Origin of the sequence: Clostridium felsineum DSM 794 (genome assembly GCF_002006355.2) — a bacterium.
In the GTDB taxonomy this organism is placed as follows: Bacteria; Bacillota; Clostridia; order Clostridiales; family Clostridiaceae; genus Clostridium_S; species Clostridium_S felsineum.
This window is the reverse complement of record NZ_CP096980.1, coordinates 63,364-81,628: the sequence shown is the minus strand read 5'-3', so window position 1 is coordinate 81,628 and position 18,265 is coordinate 63,364. Positions and strand designations below refer to the sequence as shown.

Annotated in this window: 15 protein-coding genes and 3 tRNA genes; 13 read left to right on the top strand and 5 right to left on the bottom strand. The window is 30.3% G+C overall.

Features of this window, described 5'->3' with window-relative positions; translation table 11 throughout:
* Positions 1-35: 35 nt before the first annotated feature.
* From CLFE_RS00430 to CLFE_RS00420, 3 genes are all read left to right on the top strand, one after another.
* Positions 36-1,280 carry a DUF1015 domain-containing protein gene (locus CLFE_RS00430; RefSeq protein WP_077895519.1) on the top strand — a complete coding sequence of 415 codons (1,245 nt, stop codon included), beginning with the start codon at positions 36-38 and terminating at the stop codon, positions 1,278-1,280.
* 31 nt (positions 1,281-1,311) lie between these two features.
* Entirely contained in the window at positions 1,312-2,589 is a 1,278-nt protein-coding gene (serS, locus tag CLFE_RS00425; protein WP_077835348.1) for a serine--tRNA ligase, read from the top strand.
* 111 nt (positions 2,590-2,700) lie between these two features.
* Positions 2,701-3,303 carry an NAD(P)H-dependent oxidoreductase gene (locus CLFE_RS00420; RefSeq protein ID WP_077895520.1) on the top strand — a complete coding sequence of 201 codons (603 nt, stop codon included), beginning with the start codon at positions 2,701-2,703 and terminating at the stop codon, positions 3,301-3,303.
* 162 nt (positions 3,304-3,465) lie between these two features.
* Here the strand turns inward: CLFE_RS00420 and CLFE_RS00415 are convergent, their stop codons facing one another.
* Together CLFE_RS00415 and CLFE_RS00410 are read right to left on the bottom strand one after the other, a co-directional pair.
* Entirely contained in the window at positions 3,466-5,076 is a 1,611-nt protein-coding gene (locus tag CLFE_RS00415; RefSeq protein WP_250944600.1) for an IS1182 family transposase, read from the bottom strand.
* 127 nt (positions 5,077-5,203) lie between these two features.
* Positions 5,204-5,809, bottom strand: a complete 606-nt coding sequence (locus CLFE_RS00410; protein ID WP_077894239.1) for a TetR/AcrR family transcriptional regulator — start codon at positions 5,807-5,809, stop codon at positions 5,204-5,206.
* Between the two features lie 150 nt (positions 5,810-5,959).
* On the opposite strand from CLFE_RS00410, the gene CLFE_RS00405 reads away from it, so the two are divergent.
* Both CLFE_RS00405 and serS (CLFE_RS00400) read left to right on the top strand, forming a co-directional pair.
* The gene (locus CLFE_RS00405) at positions 5,960-8,653 is read left to right on the top strand and encodes an MDR family MFS transporter (RefSeq protein ID WP_077894240.1); all 2,694 of its coding nucleotides are present in this window, start codon (positions 5,960-5,962) and stop codon (positions 8,651-8,653) included.
* A gap of 218 nt (positions 8,654-8,871) precedes the next feature.
* Positions 8,872-10,146, top strand: coding sequence for a serine--tRNA ligase (gene serS / locus CLFE_RS00400; RefSeq protein ID WP_077853024.1), 1,275 nt, complete (start codon positions 8,872-8,874; stop codon positions 10,144-10,146).
* Positions 10,147-10,184: 38 nt separating this feature from the next.
* Here the strand turns inward: serS (CLFE_RS00400) and asd are convergent, their stop codons facing one another.
* Positions 10,185-11,264, bottom strand: a complete 1,080-nt coding sequence (gene asd, locus CLFE_RS00395; protein WP_077894241.1) for an aspartate-semialdehyde dehydrogenase — start codon at positions 11,262-11,264, stop codon at positions 10,185-10,187.
* Between the two features lie 118 nt (positions 11,265-11,382).
* Here asd and CLFE_RS00390 point away from each other — a divergent pair, with 118 nt between their 5' ends.
* From CLFE_RS00390 to CLFE_RS00375, 4 genes are all read left to right on the top strand, one after another.
* Positions 11,383-12,273, top strand: a complete 891-nt coding sequence (locus CLFE_RS00390) for a LysR family transcriptional regulator (protein WP_077894242.1) — start codon at positions 11,383-11,385, stop codon at positions 12,271-12,273.
* Between the two features lie 145 nt (positions 12,274-12,418).
* A tRNA-Ser gene (locus tag CLFE_RS00385) sits at positions 12,419-12,509 on the top strand.
* 33 nt (positions 12,510-12,542) lie between these two features.
* Positions 12,543-12,633: transfer RNA gene (locus tag CLFE_RS00380), tRNA-Ser, on the top strand.
* A 92-nt stretch (positions 12,634-12,725) separates the two neighbouring features.
* Positions 12,726-12,802, top strand: a tRNA-Arg gene (locus CLFE_RS00375).
* 51 nt (positions 12,803-12,853) lie between these two features.
* On the opposite strand, the gene CLFE_RS00370 is transcribed toward CLFE_RS00375, so the two are convergent.
* Positions 12,854-13,483: a hypothetical protein gene (locus tag CLFE_RS00370; RefSeq protein WP_077835355.1), complete on the bottom strand. Its 630-nt coding sequence runs from the start codon at positions 13,481-13,483 to the stop codon at positions 12,854-12,856.
* Between the two features lie 169 nt (positions 13,484-13,652).
* Between CLFE_RS00370 and dcd the strand changes: the two genes are divergently transcribed.
* The 3 genes from dcd to pyrE are packed head-to-tail and all read left to right on the top strand — an operon-like array spanning position 13,653 to position 15,514.
* A complete protein-coding gene (gene dcd, locus CLFE_RS00365) occupies positions 13,653-14,174 on the top strand; it encodes a dCTP deaminase (protein WP_077894243.1) in 522 nt (173 codons plus the stop codon).
* Between the two features lie 31 nt (positions 14,175-14,205).
* Positions 14,206-14,817 carry an alpha/beta hydrolase gene (locus CLFE_RS00360; protein ID WP_077894244.1) on the top strand — a complete coding sequence of 204 codons (612 nt, stop codon included), beginning with the start codon at positions 14,206-14,208 and terminating at the stop codon, positions 14,815-14,817.
* 22 nt (positions 14,818-14,839) lie between these two features.
* Entirely contained in the window at positions 14,840-15,514 is a 675-nt protein-coding gene (pyrE, locus tag CLFE_RS00355) for an orotate phosphoribosyltransferase (RefSeq protein ID WP_077894245.1), read from the top strand.
* A 29-nt stretch (positions 15,515-15,543) separates the two neighbouring features.
* Here pyrE and CLFE_RS00350 read toward each other — a convergent pair whose 3' ends face one another.
* Positions 15,544-17,298, bottom strand: a complete 1,755-nt coding sequence (locus CLFE_RS00350; protein WP_077894246.1) for a ferredoxin hydrogenase — start codon at positions 17,296-17,298, stop codon at positions 15,544-15,546.
* A gap of 246 nt (positions 17,299-17,544) precedes the next feature.
* On the opposite strand from CLFE_RS00350, the gene CLFE_RS00345 reads away from it, so the two are divergent.
* Positions 17,545-18,258, top strand: coding sequence for a YiiX/YebB-like N1pC/P60 family cysteine hydrolase (locus tag CLFE_RS00345; RefSeq protein ID WP_077894247.1), 714 nt, complete (start codon positions 17,545-17,547; stop codon positions 18,256-18,258).
* The last annotated feature ends 7 nt before the right edge of the window (positions 18,259-18,265 follow it).

The window sequence follows — 18,265 nt, the reverse complement described above, 5'->3', positions numbered from 1 at the left end:
TATAATACATAAGCAAAGAAGGGAAGAGATTTAGTATGGCAGTATTAAGAGCGTTTAAGGCTATAAGACCAACTGAAAATTTAGCTATGAAGGTTGCTGCACTTCCTTATGATGTTATGAATACGGAAGAAGCAAGAATAATCGGAGAAAAAAATGAATTATCATTTATTCATGTAGATAAGGCACAGATAGATTTTGAAAAAGGTATAGATCAATATAGCACAAAGGTTTATGAAAAGGCTAGAGAAAATCTTTATGGTATGATTGAAAAGGGAATTCTTGTTAAAGATAATAAAAAAAATTTATATATATATAGGCAAGTAATGGATGGAAGAGTTCAGACTGGTATTGTCGGATGTACTGCTATTGATGATTATATTAATGGCGTTATAAAAAAACATGAGTTTACACTTGCAAGTAAAGAAAAGGACAGAATAAATCATGTTGATTACTGTAATTCAAATACAGGGCCTATATTTTTAACGTATAGAACTAATAATAGAATAAATGAAATAGTTGAAAAAGAAACTGAAAATAAGCCAGTATATGATTTTGTAAGTGAAGATGGGATATCACATATAGTGTGGATTATAGATAAAGAGGAAACAATAGAAGAAATAGAAATGTTGTTTAAAAAGATAAATGCGCTCTACATTGCAGATGGTCATCATAGGGCAGCATCTGCAGTTAAGGTAGGACTTAAAAGAAGAGCACAAAATCCTGAATTTACGGGGGAAGAGGAGTTTAACTTCTTTTTATCAGTGCTATTTCCAGATAAAGATCTTGCAATAATGGATTATAACAGAGTAATAAAAGATTTAAATGGAATGACGATAGGTCAATTAGTCAATAATATAAAAGGAAACTTTGAAGTAGAGGAAGTAACTGAAGAAGTACCATATAGACCCCAAAAGAGACATCAGTTTGGAATGTATGTTGAAGGCAAGTGGTATAAGCTAACAGCAAAAAAAGGAACCTTCAATGAATTAGATCCTGTATTAAGTCTTGATGTGTCAATTCTACAAAATAATTTACTTAAACCTATATTAAAAATAGGTGATCCTAGAGAAGATAATAGAATTGAGTTTATTGGTGGAATAAGAGGGCTTAAGGAACTTGAAAGAAGAGTAAATACAGATATGAAAATAGCATTTTCTATGTATCCTACAACGGTACAGGATTTAATGGGAGTTGCTGATAGTAATAATGTAATGCCTCCTAAATCAACTTGGTTTGAACCTAAACTTAGAAGTGGTCTTTTTATACATGAACTTAAATAAAAAAACAAAAATTAATTGGAAGTGAATTTATATGTTAGATTTAGAGTTAATAAGAAGGGATACTGAAAAGGTAAAAAATGCTCTTCTAAAAAAAATGAAAGACGTTGATTTTACTGAACTTATTAAATTAGATGATGAAAGACGAAAGCTAATACATGAAGTTGAAGCCTTAAAAAATAAAAAAAATGAGGCATCTAAGGAAATATCTAATATTAAAAGTAAAAAAGGTAAAGTAGATGATTCTATTTTTCAAAATATAAAAGAGTTATCAAGTAGAATAAATGAAATTGAAGCAAGTCTAGAACCAATAAAAGATAAAATGGATAAATTCTTAGAGGCGCTGCCTAATATTCCTGATGAGGATGTACTTCCCGGAGGTAAAGAGAATAACAAAGTGGTGCATGTATATGGTGAAAAACCTAAGTTTGATTTTAATCCTAAAGATCATGTTGAACTTGCTAATATTCATGATTTAATTGATTATAAAAGAGGTACTAAATTATCTGGAAATGGATTTTGGATTTATAAAGGATATGGTGCAATTTTAGAATGGGCTCTTTTAAATTACTTTATAGAAGAGCATATTAAAGATGGATATGAATTCATTCTTCCACCACATATATTAAACTATGAGTGCGGTAGGGCAGCAGGTCAATTTCCTAAATTTAAAGATGAAGTTTTTAAGGTTGGACATAATGAAGAGGAAGATAATATGCAGTTTATTTTGCCAACAGCAGAGACAGCTTTGGTTAATCTTCATCGTGATGAAATATTAAGGGAAGCTGAACTTCCTAAAAAATATTTTGCATATACTCCTTGTTATAGGGTAGAGGCTGGAAGTTATAGAGCTTCAGAAAGAGGTATGATTAGAGGACATCAATTTAATAAAATAGAAATGTTCCAGTATACTAAACCTGAGGATTCGGATAAAGCATTAGAAGAGCTTATAGAAAAAGCAGAAAGACTGGTTAAAGGGCTAGGACTTCATTACAGGCTTTCAAAGCTTGCAGCAGGAGATTGCAGCGCTTCTATGGCTAAAACTTATGATATTGAGGTATGGATTCCAAGCATGAATGAATACAAGGAAGTAAGCTCAGCTTCTAACGCACGAGATTATCAAGCGAGGAGAGGTAAAATAAGGTTTAGAAGGGAAGAAGACAACAAAGTAGAATATGTAAATACTTTAAATGCTTCAGGACTTGCAACAAGTAGACTACTTCCTGCAATACTTGAGCAAATGCAGGACAAAAATGGAAATATAATAGTACCAGAAGTTTTGAGAAAATGGGTAGGAAAAGATAAAATATAGATATAAAAAAGGTGGAGAGAATAAAAAATATTTTCTTCACTATTTTTATATATTTAATAAGGAATAATTTAATGTAACTATGACCAAAATAGCCTTAAGGAGGGATTCTATATGAACAATTTAATTATTTTTGCACATCCTAATCCTAATAGCTTTTGTAAAGGCATAGTTGATAGGGTTGTTAAAACGTCTGAAGAAAATAGTGCAAATGTTAAAGTTAGAGATTTATATAAATTAGGATTTGATTCAATATTAAAGCCTTCTGACTTTGAAGATCTTCAAAAAGGAAAAGTTTCAGAGGATATTAGAGAGGAACAAGAAAATATAAAGTGGGCAGATGTAATCACTTTTGTATATCCAGTGTGGTGGGCTGCATTTCCAGCTATATTAAAAGGATATATAGATAGAGTATTTTCGTATGGATTTGCTTATAAACATGAAGATGGTCAGGCAAACGGATTGTTAAAAGGAAAAAAAGTAATTCTAATTTGTACCACTGGTAGCCCAAGTGAAGCATATGCTGAAAGTGGTATGCATAATTCTATGAAGCAGGTAGCAGATGCAGGAATATTTAAATTTTGCGGAATAGAGGATGTAAGGCATACATTTTTTGGAGCTGTTCCATATGTTTCAGATGAAATGAGAGAAAATTATCTAATGGCAGCATCAAGTATAGTTAAAGAATGTTTAGCTTCTAATAAAAGCACTGTGTAATTTATAAAGGGAGTGTCGCAAAATGATTAAAATTAATCATGAGCGATGCTCTTTTTTTGTTTAAGCTATAAAATTGCCTAATATTTTAAATACTATATTAATTATTTGAATTTCCATGAGATTTTGACGCACTAAAATAAACCTAACTATATTATTCCATAATTAGGAAATAGTTTTTAATTCGTGAAGATACTTTTGAGTTCTTTCATTTTGGATTTTTAAATGTAATTTGTTAATGTTATATCCAAAACAAAGCAAAATAAATTCAGTTTTTACACTATTTTTTCCACGTGTTAAAAATCTTTTGAATTCATAGTCGCTTTTTAAAATTCCAAACGCACCTTCAACTTGAATAGATCTGTTCATTCTCAATTTAGTTCCCAATTCAGTTTTGATATTGTTGTATGAAATTTGACGCTTTTTAATAAAAGTCTTTGAAACCTGCATTTTTCGGTTATTCTTTGCTTTTGTGCACTTTGATTTCAAAGTGCAGTTATCGCAATTTTCACATTCATAAACAGTAACCTCAGACGTATACCCACTTGCAGATTTTTTATGAATAATATATGATGGGAATAATTTTCTATTATTATGACAAATATATGTATCTGTTTTAACATCATATTTCATATTTTCACGCTTACTGATGTCGTTTTTAAAACTTCTTTTTTTCCATTTCTCATAAGTTTGAGGTTTTATATATGGTATTTGATTATTAGACTCTAAAAACAAATAGTTTTCTTCACTTTCGTAACCAGAATCTGCAATCACATTAGTATATTTATGACCAATTTTTTCTTGCATATTAGTAATCATTGGTATTAATGTTGCTATATCATTTCTATCATCAAATACTCCAACACCAGTTACATATTCACTATCAACTGCTATTTGTACATTATAGGCAGGTTTTAATTGACCATTTCTCATATGATCATCTTTCATATGCATGAAAGTTGCATCAGTATCAGTTTTAGAATAGCTATTTCTTTTTGAAAATATTTTCTTACTTAAATTATATTTTTCTTGTCTTTCTTTATATTGTGATAGTTGTTCTATCCACTTTTGAATTGCAGTTTTTCTTTTACCGATTCCATGAACAAACTCTATATTTCTTTTTTCTTTTTCAAATAAAAGCCATTGAAGAATTTTGTTTATATCATCAATCAAAGTTTCTCTCTCAATAGTGAATTTCATTAATCTTTCAAGATTAATGGTTTTAACAAGAGCAATAATTTTATCAAACATCTTACCTTCATTTTTATAAATAGCTTTCTTCCAAACAAAAGTATATCGGTTGGCATTTGCCTCAATTTTAGTACCATCGATAAATACATTTTCAAATAATAATTCTTTTTCTTTAGCTAAATAGTTAACTTGTTGATAAAATAAATCTTCAATCACTTCATTTGAAAGATATTTTTTTCGAAATCTACTTATAGTAGCGTGATCAGGTGCTTTAAAGCCTTGAAGTAGCCATTTGAAATTTATATCTCTTTTGCATGCTTTTTCTATCTTTCTACTTGAATAAATATTTTGAGAATAAGCATAAGATATTATTTTGAACATGATTTTGGGTTCAACTGCTGATTTTCTTCCTACGGAAGAATACGCCTTGTACAATTTTTTATAATTTAATCCCTCCAACAAATAGCTTAGCAAACGAACCGAATCATCTTCTGGTATTAAGTTTTCTAAATTTAATGGTAATATAAGTTGCAAATTATCATTAAATTGATTATAATTTTTTGTGTATAATTTAGTTACGTTCATAATTTAATTATACAATCAATGTGAGTTCTTCGGAACTCACATTTTTTATATACAACAAAGGAGCTATTGCAAAACTATTTTTTAGTTTTGCAACAGCCCCTTTTTTTAAAAGTTAAAAACATTATTATCAGCCCTTTATCATTGCTACAATAACACGAGTACATTCATCTATAAGAACTTCCTTATTCAAATGTGGATTTATATCAAAGACAAGCTCATCTTCAATGTTTTCAATAAGAGAATACATTAAAAAAGATTGCTCTTTTTCATGTTTTAATTCAATCCCTGACTTTTTAAATTGGGAAACAACTGCATCCATAAGTGTAGTTTTTACATATTTGAAAAATTTCATTATATCAGCATCAGTATAAACTAAAGACATAAGTTCATCATGATATTTTTTTGGATAAGTTTTATGGAGTTGTATAAAAATATTAAGTATGTTTTTTACAGTAATAAAAAAATCATGTGTTTCTGAAAAATTTTCAAGTTCATTAGTAATTTGATTTATATAAGATTCACTATTTTGATAAAGGTATGCTAGAAGTATGTCTTTTTTATCTTTAAAATAAGCATAAACAGTACCTGTTGAAAGTTCAGCTGCTTTAGCTATATCAGCTGTAGTTACATTAAAATATCCCTTTTTCATAAAAAGTTCACAGGCTGCAGCTATAATTCTTTCCTTTTTCTCTATTGAGCGTTTTTGTTTAGGTTTACGAACTTCTTTATCCATTTTTTCACCTCTAATAATTATTTTAATATAATAAAAACATCATGTCAATAAAATATGAAACTGAATTCATATTTGTGTTGACATTCATAAAATCTGGAACTATAATATGAATATGAAATATGTTTCATATTTTAAAGGGGGGATAGAATTATGAATAAAAAAACAAAATACATCGGATTTATTGGAATACTTATAGCTGCTTTTCTTGGAGTAATTGATAGTACAATTGTTAATATAGCACTCCCAAGTATAACTGATTATTTTAAGGTTAGTTTAAACGATACTAGCTGGATAAGTACAATTTATGCTTTGGCATTAGCAGTTTTCATGATTACTGCATCAAAGCTTGCAGATCAATTTGGAAGAAAAAAATTAATGATTATTGGGCTTTTAATTTTTGGGGTAAGTTCGGCTCTTTGTGGATTTTCAAATTCACTTTTATTCCTAATTGTTATGAGATTTATACAAGGTATTGGAGGGGCTATTATTACACCAATAGTACTTCCTATGGGAATTGAAATATTCGGCAAAGAAAAGATGCAAGTTGTAGTGGGTGCAGCTGGTGCTATAGTTGGTTTTGCAGCCGCTAGCGGACCTCCCATTGGAGGAATTTTAATAAAATATGTAAACTGGGAAGCGGTTTTCTTTGTTAATGTGCCACTTGCTATTATAGCTTTGATTATAGTATTGCTCTTTGCAGGAGAATCTTATGATAATACAGTGTCTAAAAGTATTGATTGGATTGGAATGATAATGATAACTATCAGTTTATTTTCACTTACTTTTGCACTTCTTAAGGGAAGAGATTATGGGTGGACTTCAACTACTATAATAGTTTTACTTATTGCTTTTGCGGCCTCTCTAGTGATATTTATTGCAGCTGAGCTTAAAATTTCAAATCCTATGGTAGAGCTTAAACTTTTTAAAGAACTTACTTTTACAGCCTCAAATATATGTTATATGATAACTGGATTTGCAATTATGTGTCCACTATTGATTTTTAATTATTATCTTCAAAATGTACTTGAATATGATACACTTAAAGCTGCTTTTATTATGATAAGTGTTTCTCTTACATCTATGTTTGCAACACCAATTGGTAGTATATTAAGCAAAAAAATTGGTACAAGAATTGTTAATTTTGTTGGTATATTTGTAATGGGAATTGGCATATTAAGATTATCATATTTGAGAGCTGATACAACAATTGGAATAATGGTGGTTAATTTAATTATATGTGGAATAGGTCTTGGTTTTTCGGTTCAGGCGCTTTCATCATCTGTTAAATATATCCCAAAGGAAAAGAGCGGAATGGGTTCGGGAATAATAAATGCAGCTAGGCAGATAGGAAGTTGCATTGGAATAGCAATACTTGTAAGTATATTAAATGGTAATGTTTCTACAGCTAAGGACAATATAAGAGAGGATGCTATTTCTTATATAAATAATAGAAATGAATTAATAAAGCCAGTAAGAGCTGAGCTAATAAAAATAGTAAATGATAAGTTTAAAAATTCAGATAATAATACAAGCGATAAAAAAGGAATGTCCCAAAGTGCTGTTGAAAAATCAATTAAAAAAGTAATGATGGATAATAAAAATGAGTTTTCAAAAAATGCGGTATTCCACAATAACAATACCTTGGAGAAATTATACAATGGGACAAGTGCACTCAGGGATGGAACCAATAAAGTAATAGCTGGAGAGGTTGGCTTAAATAATGGAATAAAAAGTTTAAACAGTGGACTTGTTACAATTTATAATGGAAGTAATTCATTAAATTCTGGACTTAGCCAAATTAATAATGGTGTAAATCAATTAAAGAATGGAAGTCAAAAGTTAGCTGATGGAAGTCAAGGTATTACAGCTTTAATTAATGGAATAGATACGTTAAATACTGGTGCACAAAATTTTAGTAATCAATTTTCACCAAGTAATGATAAGAGTAATCCTACCTTATACGATAGAGTTACTGAGTTAAATGATGGGACACAAAAAGTTTCTAATGGAGTTAATAGTTATGTAAATACTGTAGATAGTACTTTATATATGATGATAAAGAGTAATCCGGAAGCCTCAAGAACACTTGAGGAATATAAAAGTGAACTTAATATAATGAAAAATAATATTAATAACGTGGCTGATGAAAATTCTAAAAATCAATATGTACAGCAAGCTAAAATGCTTTCAAATATGGTTAGTATATATGTAGCGGCAACAACTTCCTCTAATGAAGGCGAGTTTGAAAGCAAATTAAAAGAAGATAAAAATAATATTGTTTATTCGGGTGAAGCACTTAAGGCAGGAACGAGTAGCCTTAAGGATGGAACTTCTAAGTTTACAGCACAATTTCAGGATGGTGGAGCAGTTAAAAATGGAGTTTCTAACCTTACACAAGGAATTTACAAGCTTTCAACTAGTTCAGATAAGCTTGTAAAGTTGCAAGAGGGAATAGGCAGTATGAATACGGCTATTTCAAACTTCAGTGGAGGAGTGAATAAAATATATGATGGTTCAACAAAATTAAAGGATGGAGTACTAAATGCAAAAAATGGTAGTGATAAACTAGTTGATGGATCTAATAAGCTTATAAATTCATCATATAAAATAAAGGATGGAACTGAAACAGTAGTCACAAGTATAGGTATGGCTGGACAAAAAGAAGAGATACAAAATGTTATAAATAAAATTAATGATGAAAAAAATGATAAATTATCAGAAGCTTTTAGCAAAACATTTTTAATTGCAGCAATAGTAATAATGCTTACATCCATATTGGGATTGTTTACGGACAAAAAGGTAGAAGATAAAGAATATGAAGATAAAATGATAGAAAATATATAAAAAGGTTTAAGTAATTCATTTGTTTTTAAATTATAATCAATAAAAAAGCGTAGTTATAGCTATATAGCAGATTCAATTGAAATTTTTCTCCATTAGTGATAAACTCATTATGTATGCTTATAGATAGGTTGTTATTTATTAAGGATAAAATAATATGTTTATATAAATACTTAGTATTGGGAGGAGGAATCTATTGATTAAGTTCAATAGAAAATAATATGTTAGATTTAAAAAGAATAAGAACAAATCCAGAAGAAGTAAAAAAGGCACTAAGTAACAGAGGAGAGGATTTTGAAGTCTCTATTATAGATGAACTTATAGGTCTTGATGAGGAAAGAAGAAAGAATCTTGTTGAGGTAGAAAATTTAAAGAGTAAGAGAAATAAAGATTCTGGAGAAATAGCTAAGCTTAAAAAGTCAGGACAAAATGCAGATGAATTACTTGCTGAAATGAAAAAAATTTCAGATGATATAAAAGGAATAGACGCAAAAGTATCAGAGATAGACGAAAAAATAGAATACATAATGCTTAGAATACCAAATATACCTAATCCAAGTGTTCCAGAGGGAAAATCAGATGAAGATAATATAGAAATAAGAAAATGGGGAGAACCTAAAAAATTTGATTTTGATTTCAAGGCACATTGGGATATAGGAACAAACCTAGGACTTCTTGATTTTGAAAGAGGTGGAAAAGTAGCTGGTTCAAGATTTACTTTCTACAAGGGTTTAGGTGCAAGACTCGAAAGAGCTGTTATAAACTTTTTCCTTGATACACATGTAGAAAAGCACGGATATACTGAAATTCTCCCACCATACATGGTAAATAGAACAAGTATGACAGGTACAGGACAATTACCTAAATTCGAAGAAGATGCATTTAAAGTAGATAATGGATTTTTCTTAATTCCTACAGCAGAAGTTCCTGTTACTAATATGTTTAGAGATGAAATATTAAAGGCAGAAGATTTGCCATATAAATTTGCAGCTTATAGCGCTTGTTTTAGATCAGAAGCAGGTTCTGCAGGAAGAGATACAAGAGGACTTGTTCGTCAACATCAATTTAATAAAGTAGAACTTGTTAAATTTGCAAAGCCAGAAGAATCTTATGATGAACTTGAAAAGTTAACTAACGATGCAGAAGAAATATTACAAATTTTAAACATACCTTATAGGGTTGTTAGAATATGTAAGGGAGATTTAGGATTTACAGCAGCGTTAAAATACGATATAGAAGTATGGATGCCTAGTTATAATAGGTATGTAGAAATATCAAGCTGTAGTAATTTTGAAGATTTCCAAGCAAGGCGTGCAAATATTAAATTTAGAAGAGAGCCAAAAGCTAAACCTGAATTCGTTCATACACTTAATGGATCAGGTCTTGCAGTTGGAAGGACGGTTGCAGCTATATTAGAAAATTACCAAAATGAAGATGGCAGTGTAACCGTTCCAGAAGCGTTAAAGAAATATATGGGAAAAGATATTATAAAATAAACAGTTTAAGGTGATAGAACGAATTCTATCACCTTATATTATTTTGATGTTAAATAACCTTGTGCTTTTAAAAGTTCAGCACTTAAAACACCTCCACCAGCGGCCCCTCGAAGTGTGTTATGAGATAAACATACAAATTTATATTGAAATAATTTGTCCTCGCGAAGTCTTCCCATAGTTATGCCCATACCGTTTTCAAAATTTCTATCTACTTTTGTTTGAGGTCTATCAGGTTCATCAAAATAATGAAGAAATTTTTTTGGAGCACTTGGCAAGTTTAAAGCACATTCGGGAGCTTTAAAGTTTTCCCATGCAGAGATTATTTCTTGTTTTGAAGGTTTGGTTTTAAAATTTACAAATACAGCAGCTAAATGTCCATCAGATACAGGAACTCGTATACATTGAGTAGTTATAAGAGGCGAGGTAGCATTTATTATTTTATTATTTTCTATTGATCCCCATATCTTTAGAGGTTCATTTTCACTTTTCTCTTCTTCACCTTTGATGAAAGGAATAACATTATCAAGTACCTCAGGGCATTCCTTAAAGGTTTTACCTGCTCCAGAAATAGCTTGATAAGTACAAGCGAGAATGGCTTCAGGTTCATACTTTAAAAGAGCGCTTATAGGTGGGACATAGCTTTGTATGGAGCAGTTAGGTTTAACACTTATAAAACCACGTTTAGTGCTAAGTCTTTTCTTTTGACTTTCTATTATAGACATATGATTACTATTTATTTCAGGTATTAAAACTGGTACATCATGCATATATCTATTAGCTGAATTATTTGATATGACTGGTGTCTCATGCTTTGCATAGTCTTCCTCAAGAAGTTTTGTTTCTTCTTTATTTAATGAAATTGCACAAAAAACAAAATCAACCATACTAGAAATCTTATCAACATCAAAAGCATCATATACTATAAGATTTTTAACGTTATTAGGTATAGGCTCGTTCATTTTCCATCTATCTTTCACAGCTTCCTCGTAAGTAAGTCCAGCTGATTTTTTACTAGCAGCAATTAGTGTAACTTCAAACCAAGGATGATTTTTTAAAAGACAAGCAAAACGCTGACCAACCATTCCAGTTCCACCAATTAAACCTACTTTTAATTTCATAATAACCACCTCATATTTATTTGATTGTTTATAATATCTATGCTAACATAAGTGTATATATTAGTAAAATTGATAAATTTGATTAATATATTCAAAAAAATTGATGGGAGAATTAGTTATGGATTTTAAGCAATTAAATACATTTATAACAATAGGCAAATATCAGAGTTTTACAGAAGCTGCTAGTGTACTTAATTATGCTCAATCCACTGTTACAACGCAAATAAAGATATTAGAGGAAGAACTACAAGTAAAGCTTTTTGAAAGAATAGGTAAAAAGGTTACGTTGACCTATGAAGGTAAAAAATTATTGCCTTATGCAAAACAAATGATTAAACTTTCACATGAAATAAAAAATGTGGTTATAGATGATGAAAAGCCAAGTGGAACACTTACTATAGGGGCTGCAGAATCCCTTTGTGTTTTAAGACTTCCTTTTATACTTAAAGAGTATAGAAGATTGTATCCTGATGTAGAAGTTTCATTAAAGTTTGGAAGTTGTGCTGATTTTAGACACTTTTTAAAGGACAATATAATAGATGTAGCATTTTCGCTTGGAACTAAAATCGATTCAAATGAATTTATATCTGAAATCGAATTTGATGAGCCTATGGTGCTTTTAGCGTATCCCGGACATCCACTTATAGAAAAAGATATTGTATATCCTGAAGATATAGCAGAAGAGCCTCTTATATTAACAGAAATGGGTTGTAGTTATAGAGCTGTATTTGAAAATATTTTAAGTAGTTACAATATAAAACCTAAGCTTGTTCTTGAAACGGGGAGCGTTCAAGCTATAAAGCAGTTTACCATGAGTGGATTAGGAATAACACTTTTGCCTAGAGTTGCAGTAGAGGAAGAAATAAAAGATGGAAAATTAGTACCATTAAAATGGGGAGGACCAGGTTTTGGTATTATATCCCAAGTTTTGTATCATAAGGACAAGTGGATTTCACCAGCACTTAACGCATTTTTAAGATTATCCAAAAAAGTTATAAAAAACAAATAAAAATCGAATAAAAATGTTGACATAAAAAAAAGCGGATGATATAATAAATCTTGTTGTAAGATGTAAAACAAAAATATTTAAATAAATTTAAATTTGTTGTTGACAATTGAAAGTTTATTTGATATAATATTTTATGTTGTTATGTGGAAAGATGGTCGAGTTGGTTTAAGGCACCGGTCTTGAAAACCGGCGTGCGGGTAACCGCACCTAGGGTTCGAATCCCTATCTTTCCGCCATTAATTTAATAGGTTTTATTTAGTAGAGCATGTGGAGAAGTACTCAAGTGGTTGAAGAGGTGCCCTTGCTAAGGGTATAGGTCGGGTAACCGGCGCGAGAGTTCGAAACTCTCCTTCTCCGCCATAAAAGGACATTGTTAAAATGTCCTTTTATTTTGCAATAAAGATATTTGATTTTTTTTGTAAATTGTGTTAATATAATAATGCTTAAAGTATGCGATAGTACCTCAACTGGATAGAGGACTCGGCTACGAACCGAGGCGCTGCGGGTTCGACTCCTGCCTGTCGCACCAAACGTAAAAGCGTGTTTTTCAAAGTAATTTTGGAAAGCACGCTTTTTTATTTTATTTTCTAGGTATATTCTTTAATTCTATTGATTCAATAACTTTTGTAGTTTTGTTAAAGTAAATACGAAGCTGTTGTCCATATTCACCAATGTCGGTATTGTAATATATTATCCAACTAGCTGCTTTCATATAATCAACTTTTGGGTTACCATAAGCTTTAATTACATCATCATAAGTAGAAGATAATGTAATACCTTTTGGCAATACTACAGTATTTTTATATGAATCACTTTTCTTTTCTACTTTTATACCTCCAAGCATAGCATCATCGAACTTCATGGTAGAACCACTTGTGTTATAAAGAGTTACATTTATAAAAGTATCTTCATTTTTAGTGCCATCGTCCATGTGAATATCTTGTACATAATAATTATCCTTCAAAGGTTGTCCTTTATCCGCATAATCATTATATTTCCATCCATTATCCTCCAAGTTTTTAGCTTTAGTAGGAAGAGAGTATTTCACTCCATTTAAAGTGATATCGCCAGATAGTGGGTCACTTTTCATTTGTGCTGTATATTTTTTTACATCTTCTTTAGTTAATTTTTTTACTTCCTTAGAACCACAGGCAGTAAAAGTTAATAGTATCAAGCATAAGCTTAAGCATAAAGCTGCTATTTTTTTCATATGTACCTCCTGATTTTTATTTGTAATTTTAGCCATATTATTATATCAGTAAATACAGTAGTAGTAAACTCTAAATTGTCCATATAAAATAATAATTAATTATAATATTTTATATGGTATAATAAAAATTAGTATTTATAGAGAACATATTGTTGAGGAGGAATAATAAATGATTCTTTCGGGAAAGCAAATTATAGATAATATAGGAAGAGATATAATAATAGAGCCATTTACAGAGAAACAAATAAATCCTAATAGCTACAATTTAAAGTTACATAATGAACTTCTTGTTTATGATGAAGAAGTTTTAGATATGAAAAAACCAAATAGTACAAAAAAACTTATAATTCCTGAGGAAGGGATTGTACTTCAACCAAGAAAATTGTATCTTGGAAGAACGGTAGAATATACAGAAACAGACAAGTATGTGCCAATGCTTGAAGGTAGATCCTCTGTTGGAAGGCTTGGAGTGTTCATTCATGTCACAGCAGGATTTGGAGACGTTGGTTTTAAGGGGTATTGGACATTAGAAATATTTTGTGTGGAACCAATAAGAATATATCCAGGTGTTGAAATATGCCAAATCTATTATCATGACGTTGGAGGAGAATACGAAAAATATTCTAGTGGTAAGTATCAAAATAATAATGGGATTCAACCAAGTTTACTTTATAAAGATTTTCAAAAGTAAAGAAGTATATTATTAAAGTAGGGTGATGTGTTTGAATAGCAAAATATTTCAATCAAAGTATAAAGAAGTTTTTGGAACATTATATGCAAGTGAAGATTCAAAAGCTCTTGTTATAATATTTCCAGGGATAAATTATGATCATAATAAACCGCTGCTCTACTATGCAAAAAAGGCAGCAATTCAGAATAACAATGATGTTTTATGCATTAGTTATAAAGATAAAATTTCATGGGAAGATATAGGAAAAGCTAGTACCGAAGATGTAGCTAGTGAGATAGCCTATATTATAAAAAGATTAATTAATAAAAATTATAAAAGTATTTATTTTTTAGGTAAAAGTATAGGGACTCAAATAGCTGGTTTAACAGCTTCTAAGCTTAATATACATAATATAGAGTTTATATATTTAACTCCCATAGAGCAGACATTAAAATATATAATAGATAGAAAATGTACTGTAGTAGTAGGTACAAAGGATGAGTTTTTTCAAAGTAATTACATAAATACAATTAAAGAACATAAAAGCGTTAGTTTAATGTTATTTGAGGGAGCCAATCATTCTCTAGAAATTAAAAATGATGTAATAAAAAATTTAAGAATTTTAGAAAATGTAGTAAAATTATATGTGGATTTTTTTAAATAAAAATAAATTGGAGGGCTAATTGATGGAACAATACAAACAAGAGTTTATAGAATTTATGGTGGAGAGTAATGTGCTTACTTTTGGAGATTTCATAACTAAAAGTGGTAGAAGAACACCTTTTTTTATAAATACGGGAAATTATAAAACAGGAAATGAATTAAATAAGTTAGCGAAATTTTATGCCAAGGCTATATATGATAACTTTGGAGATGATTTTGATATATTATTTGGACCTGCATATAAAGGAATACCATTAAGTGTTTCAGTAGCAATGGCACTTGATAGTGTGTATGGAATTAATGCTTCTTATTGTTCAAATAGAAAAGAAGTTAAGGATCATGGAGATAAGGGAATTCTTCTTGGATCAAATCTTAAAGATGAAGATAGGGTTATAATAGTGGAAGATGTTACAACAGCTGGAACATCCGTATATGAGACTATGCCTATACTCAAATCTCAAGCTAATGTTGATGTAAAGGGACTTATAATATCAGTAGATAGAATGGAAAAAGGTAAGGGAGAAAAAAGCGCTTTAACTGAACTTAAAGAAAAGTTTGCATTTAAGACTTGTTCTATTGTTACAATGGAGGAAGTAGTAGATTACTTATATAAAAGAAATATTAATGGTAAAGTTATTATAGATGATAAAATGAAAGAAAAGATCAACAATTATTACAAAGAGTATGGAGTAAAATAAAAAAGATGCCTTTAGGCATCTTTTTTATTTTACTCATGTTTTGAAACATTTTTGTCTTTTGTATATTTTACATGTAATAACTTGTGAGCAAGACCCTCACCTGGTTTTCCAAAGTAGCTATCATACATCTTAATAATAGCTGGATTATCGTGTGATTTTCTCTTTGAAAGCACATTTTTATCTTGATTATATAAAACTGAAGCTCTTAATTTTCTATAATCAACATTTTCTCTATCAATAGCACTTACGTGAGGTTGACCTCCACCATTTATACATCCGCCAGGACAGCCCATTACTTCTATAAAGTGATATTGTTTTTCATCTATTTTTCCTGATTTCATGAATTCAAAGAAATTAGCAGCACCATTTATAACAGCAACGTTATATTTATTTCCAGCAATTTCAACTTCAGCTTCTTTGATGCCTTTAAATCCTCTTACTTCAGTATAATCAACATTTTCAAGTTCTTTATTCTCAGCAAAGTCTTTAGCAGATCTTATTGCAGCTTCCATAACTCCACCAGTTGCACCAAATATAGCACCAGCACCACTGTAAGTACCCATAGAAGGATCAGCTTCACCATCTTCAAGGTCTGCAAATTTAATTTTGGCATTTTTAATCATTTGAGCAAGTTCTCTTGTAGTTAGTGATGCATCAATATCTCTTAAGCCATTAACTTCCATGAAAGGAATATCTGCTTCATATTTTTTATCATTACATGGCATAATTGTAACTGTATAAACATCTTCAGGAGCAATTCCTGATATTGAAGGATAATAAGTTTTTGATGCAGTACCAAATATTTGTTGAGGAGATTTTGCAGATGAAAGGTTATCCAATAATTCAGGATAATAGTTTTGTGCTTGTCTCACCCATGCAGGACAGCAAGATGTAAACATAGGGAATGGTCCACCTTTTTCTATTCTTTGTAGAAGTTCAGTAGCTTCTTCCATTATAGTCATATCTGCACCGAAGTTTATATCAAATATTTTATCAAATCCAAGCATTCTAAGTGCTGTATATAATTTTCCTGTTACATCTTTTCCGAAGCCCATCCTAAATAATTCGCCCATAGCAGTTCTTATTGATGGAGCCATTGCAACAATAACATGCTTTTTAGGGTCATTAAGTGCCTCTTGAACTTTTTCTACGTGGGATTTTTCTTTTAAAGCAGCAACTGGACAAGCAACAACACATTGACCGCATAATAAACAGTTTGAATCATCAAAACATAAATCATCCACTGTTCCTACAGCTCTTTGTCCATCCTTTTTTATAAATTGAATTGAGCATGTACCAGTATGCTCTTTACAAGCAGCAACACATCTTCCGCATAGTACACATTTAGATCTATCTATCACAATAGCCTTACTTCTATCGTCAACTAAAGCTGATTTTTCTTCTGCTGTTGGTAAAAATGGTTTTGAAGCTCTTGCTTTTGTTTTTATTACAAGTTTAAGGAACTCACAGTTTTCTTTTCTAGAACATTGACCACATTTAAACTCATGTTTATCAAGAAGTGTGGACACTCTCTTTTTGATTCTTTCCTTTACTTCATCAGTTTCAGTGTTTATTACCATTCCGTCTTCAACTTTAGCGACACAGGCAGCTCTGAAGCCTTTACCCTCTACTTCCACCATACAAACACCGCATTTTCCAAAGTTACCACAATCCTTTAAAAAGCAAAGAGTAGGGATATCTACATTGTTTTCTCTTGCTAATTCAAGGATGGTGATGTCTTTATCTGTATGCACTTCAGTGCCATTTAAGATTATTGTTTTCATTTTAATCCTCCTGAAATTAAGAATATAGTTATTTATTAATAAAATATCGTTAAAAATTTAACGGTATATGAACGTACTTATATACATACCTATTATCATTATATCATATTTGAAGGAACTCTAAAATAATTTAGTTAATTTAATTTGTTAAAATAAAAACAGTGACGTTACATTTAAGTAAAATTATTGAATATATGTACATGAATTGGTACAATTAAATTATATTAAAATTTGTGGAGGTGTATTATGATAAAATTAAAAAAAATAACAACATTTGTAGTTGCAATGTCTATTACTTTTACAATAACTGGCATTAGGTCATATGCTAGTACAAATGTTAACAGTGTTATGACAAATAACCAGAAGAAAGTATTACAACAGTATCAAGGAAATATTGACAAAGTTTATAATTCTTTTGAAGATAAAAATCAAACAAAAGTTGTTAAAGACCCTAAAGCTATAAACAATAATTTAAAAGTACAAGAAGCAACAGACGAAGAGTCAGGAAAAGACACAGAAGGAGTATATCCAACAAGAAGTGGAGTTATTCTTGTTACTAGAGATACCAATATTCTTGGAGTACATTATGGACATGCCGGCATAGTATGGACTCCATCAACTACGGTAGAAGCACAATTAAGTGGAGTTGGAAGATATCCAAATACATGGCAGTCAAGATATAAGACAGTAAAAGGAATTACAGTTAAAGATACAACAGCTGACCAAGACAAAGAGGTATCAGATTGGTGTAATAATCAAGTAGGTAAGCCATATAACTACAACTTTTTTAATATAAACACAAGAAGTAGCTTTTATTGCTCACAATTAGTTTGGGCAGCATATAAAGACTTATACGGAATGGATATAGATCCTAAAAAGACAGTACCATCAATGATAATACCAGTTGATTTACCAAAACAAGCAGATATAGAAACTGTTTTTGCTCAATGGGATGAATAAAAAATAA

What these genes read in the sequence shown, in the direction of transcription:
- CLFE_RS00350 (WP_077894246.1), bottom strand. Translation starts at nt 17,298, where the DNA reads ATGAAAACAATAATCTTAAATGGCACTGAAGTGCATACAGATAAAGAC.
- serS (WP_077853024.1), top strand. Translation starts at nt 8,872, where the DNA reads ATGTTAGATTTAAAAAGAATAAGAACAAATCCAGAAGAAGTAAAAAAG.
- CLFE_RS00415 (WP_250944600.1), bottom strand. Translation starts at nt 5,076, where the DNA reads ATGAACGTAACTAAATTATACACAAAAAATTATAATCAATTTAATGAT.
- CLFE_RS00410 (WP_077894239.1), bottom strand. Translation starts at nt 5,809, where the DNA reads ATGGATAAAGAAGTTCGTAAACCTAAACAAAAACGCTCAATAGAGAAA.
- CLFE_RS00405 (WP_077894240.1), top strand. Translation starts at nt 5,960, where the DNA reads ATGAATAAAAAAACAAAATACATCGGATTTATTGGAATACTTATAGCT.
- CLFE_RS00370 (WP_077835355.1), bottom strand. Translation starts at nt 13,483, where the DNA reads ATGAAAAAAATAGCAGCTTTATGCTTAAGCTTATGCTTGATACTATTA.
- CLFE_RS00345 (WP_077894247.1), top strand. Translation starts at nt 17,545, where the DNA reads ATGATAAAATTAAAAAAAATAACAACATTTGTAGTTGCAATGTCTATT.
- CLFE_RS00420 (WP_077895520.1), top strand. Translation starts at nt 2,701, where the DNA reads ATGAACAATTTAATTATTTTTGCACATCCTAATCCTAATAGCTTTTGT.
- CLFE_RS00390 (WP_077894242.1), top strand. Translation starts at nt 11,383, where the DNA reads ATGGATTTTAAGCAATTAAATACATTTATAACAATAGGCAAATATCAG.
- serS (WP_077835348.1), top strand. Translation starts at nt 1,312, where the DNA reads ATGTTAGATTTAGAGTTAATAAGAAGGGATACTGAAAAGGTAAAAAAT.
- dcd (WP_077894243.1), top strand. Translation starts at nt 13,653, where the DNA reads ATGATTCTTTCGGGAAAGCAAATTATAGATAATATAGGAAGAGATATA.
- CLFE_RS00430 (WP_077895519.1), top strand. Translation starts at nt 36, where the DNA reads ATGGCAGTATTAAGAGCGTTTAAGGCTATAAGACCAACTGAAAATTTA.
- pyrE (WP_077894245.1), top strand. Translation starts at nt 14,840, where the DNA reads ATGGAACAATACAAACAAGAGTTTATAGAATTTATGGTGGAGAGTAAT.
- asd (WP_077894241.1), bottom strand. Translation starts at nt 11,264, where the DNA reads ATGAAATTAAAAGTAGGTTTAATTGGTGGAACTGGAATGGTTGGTCAG.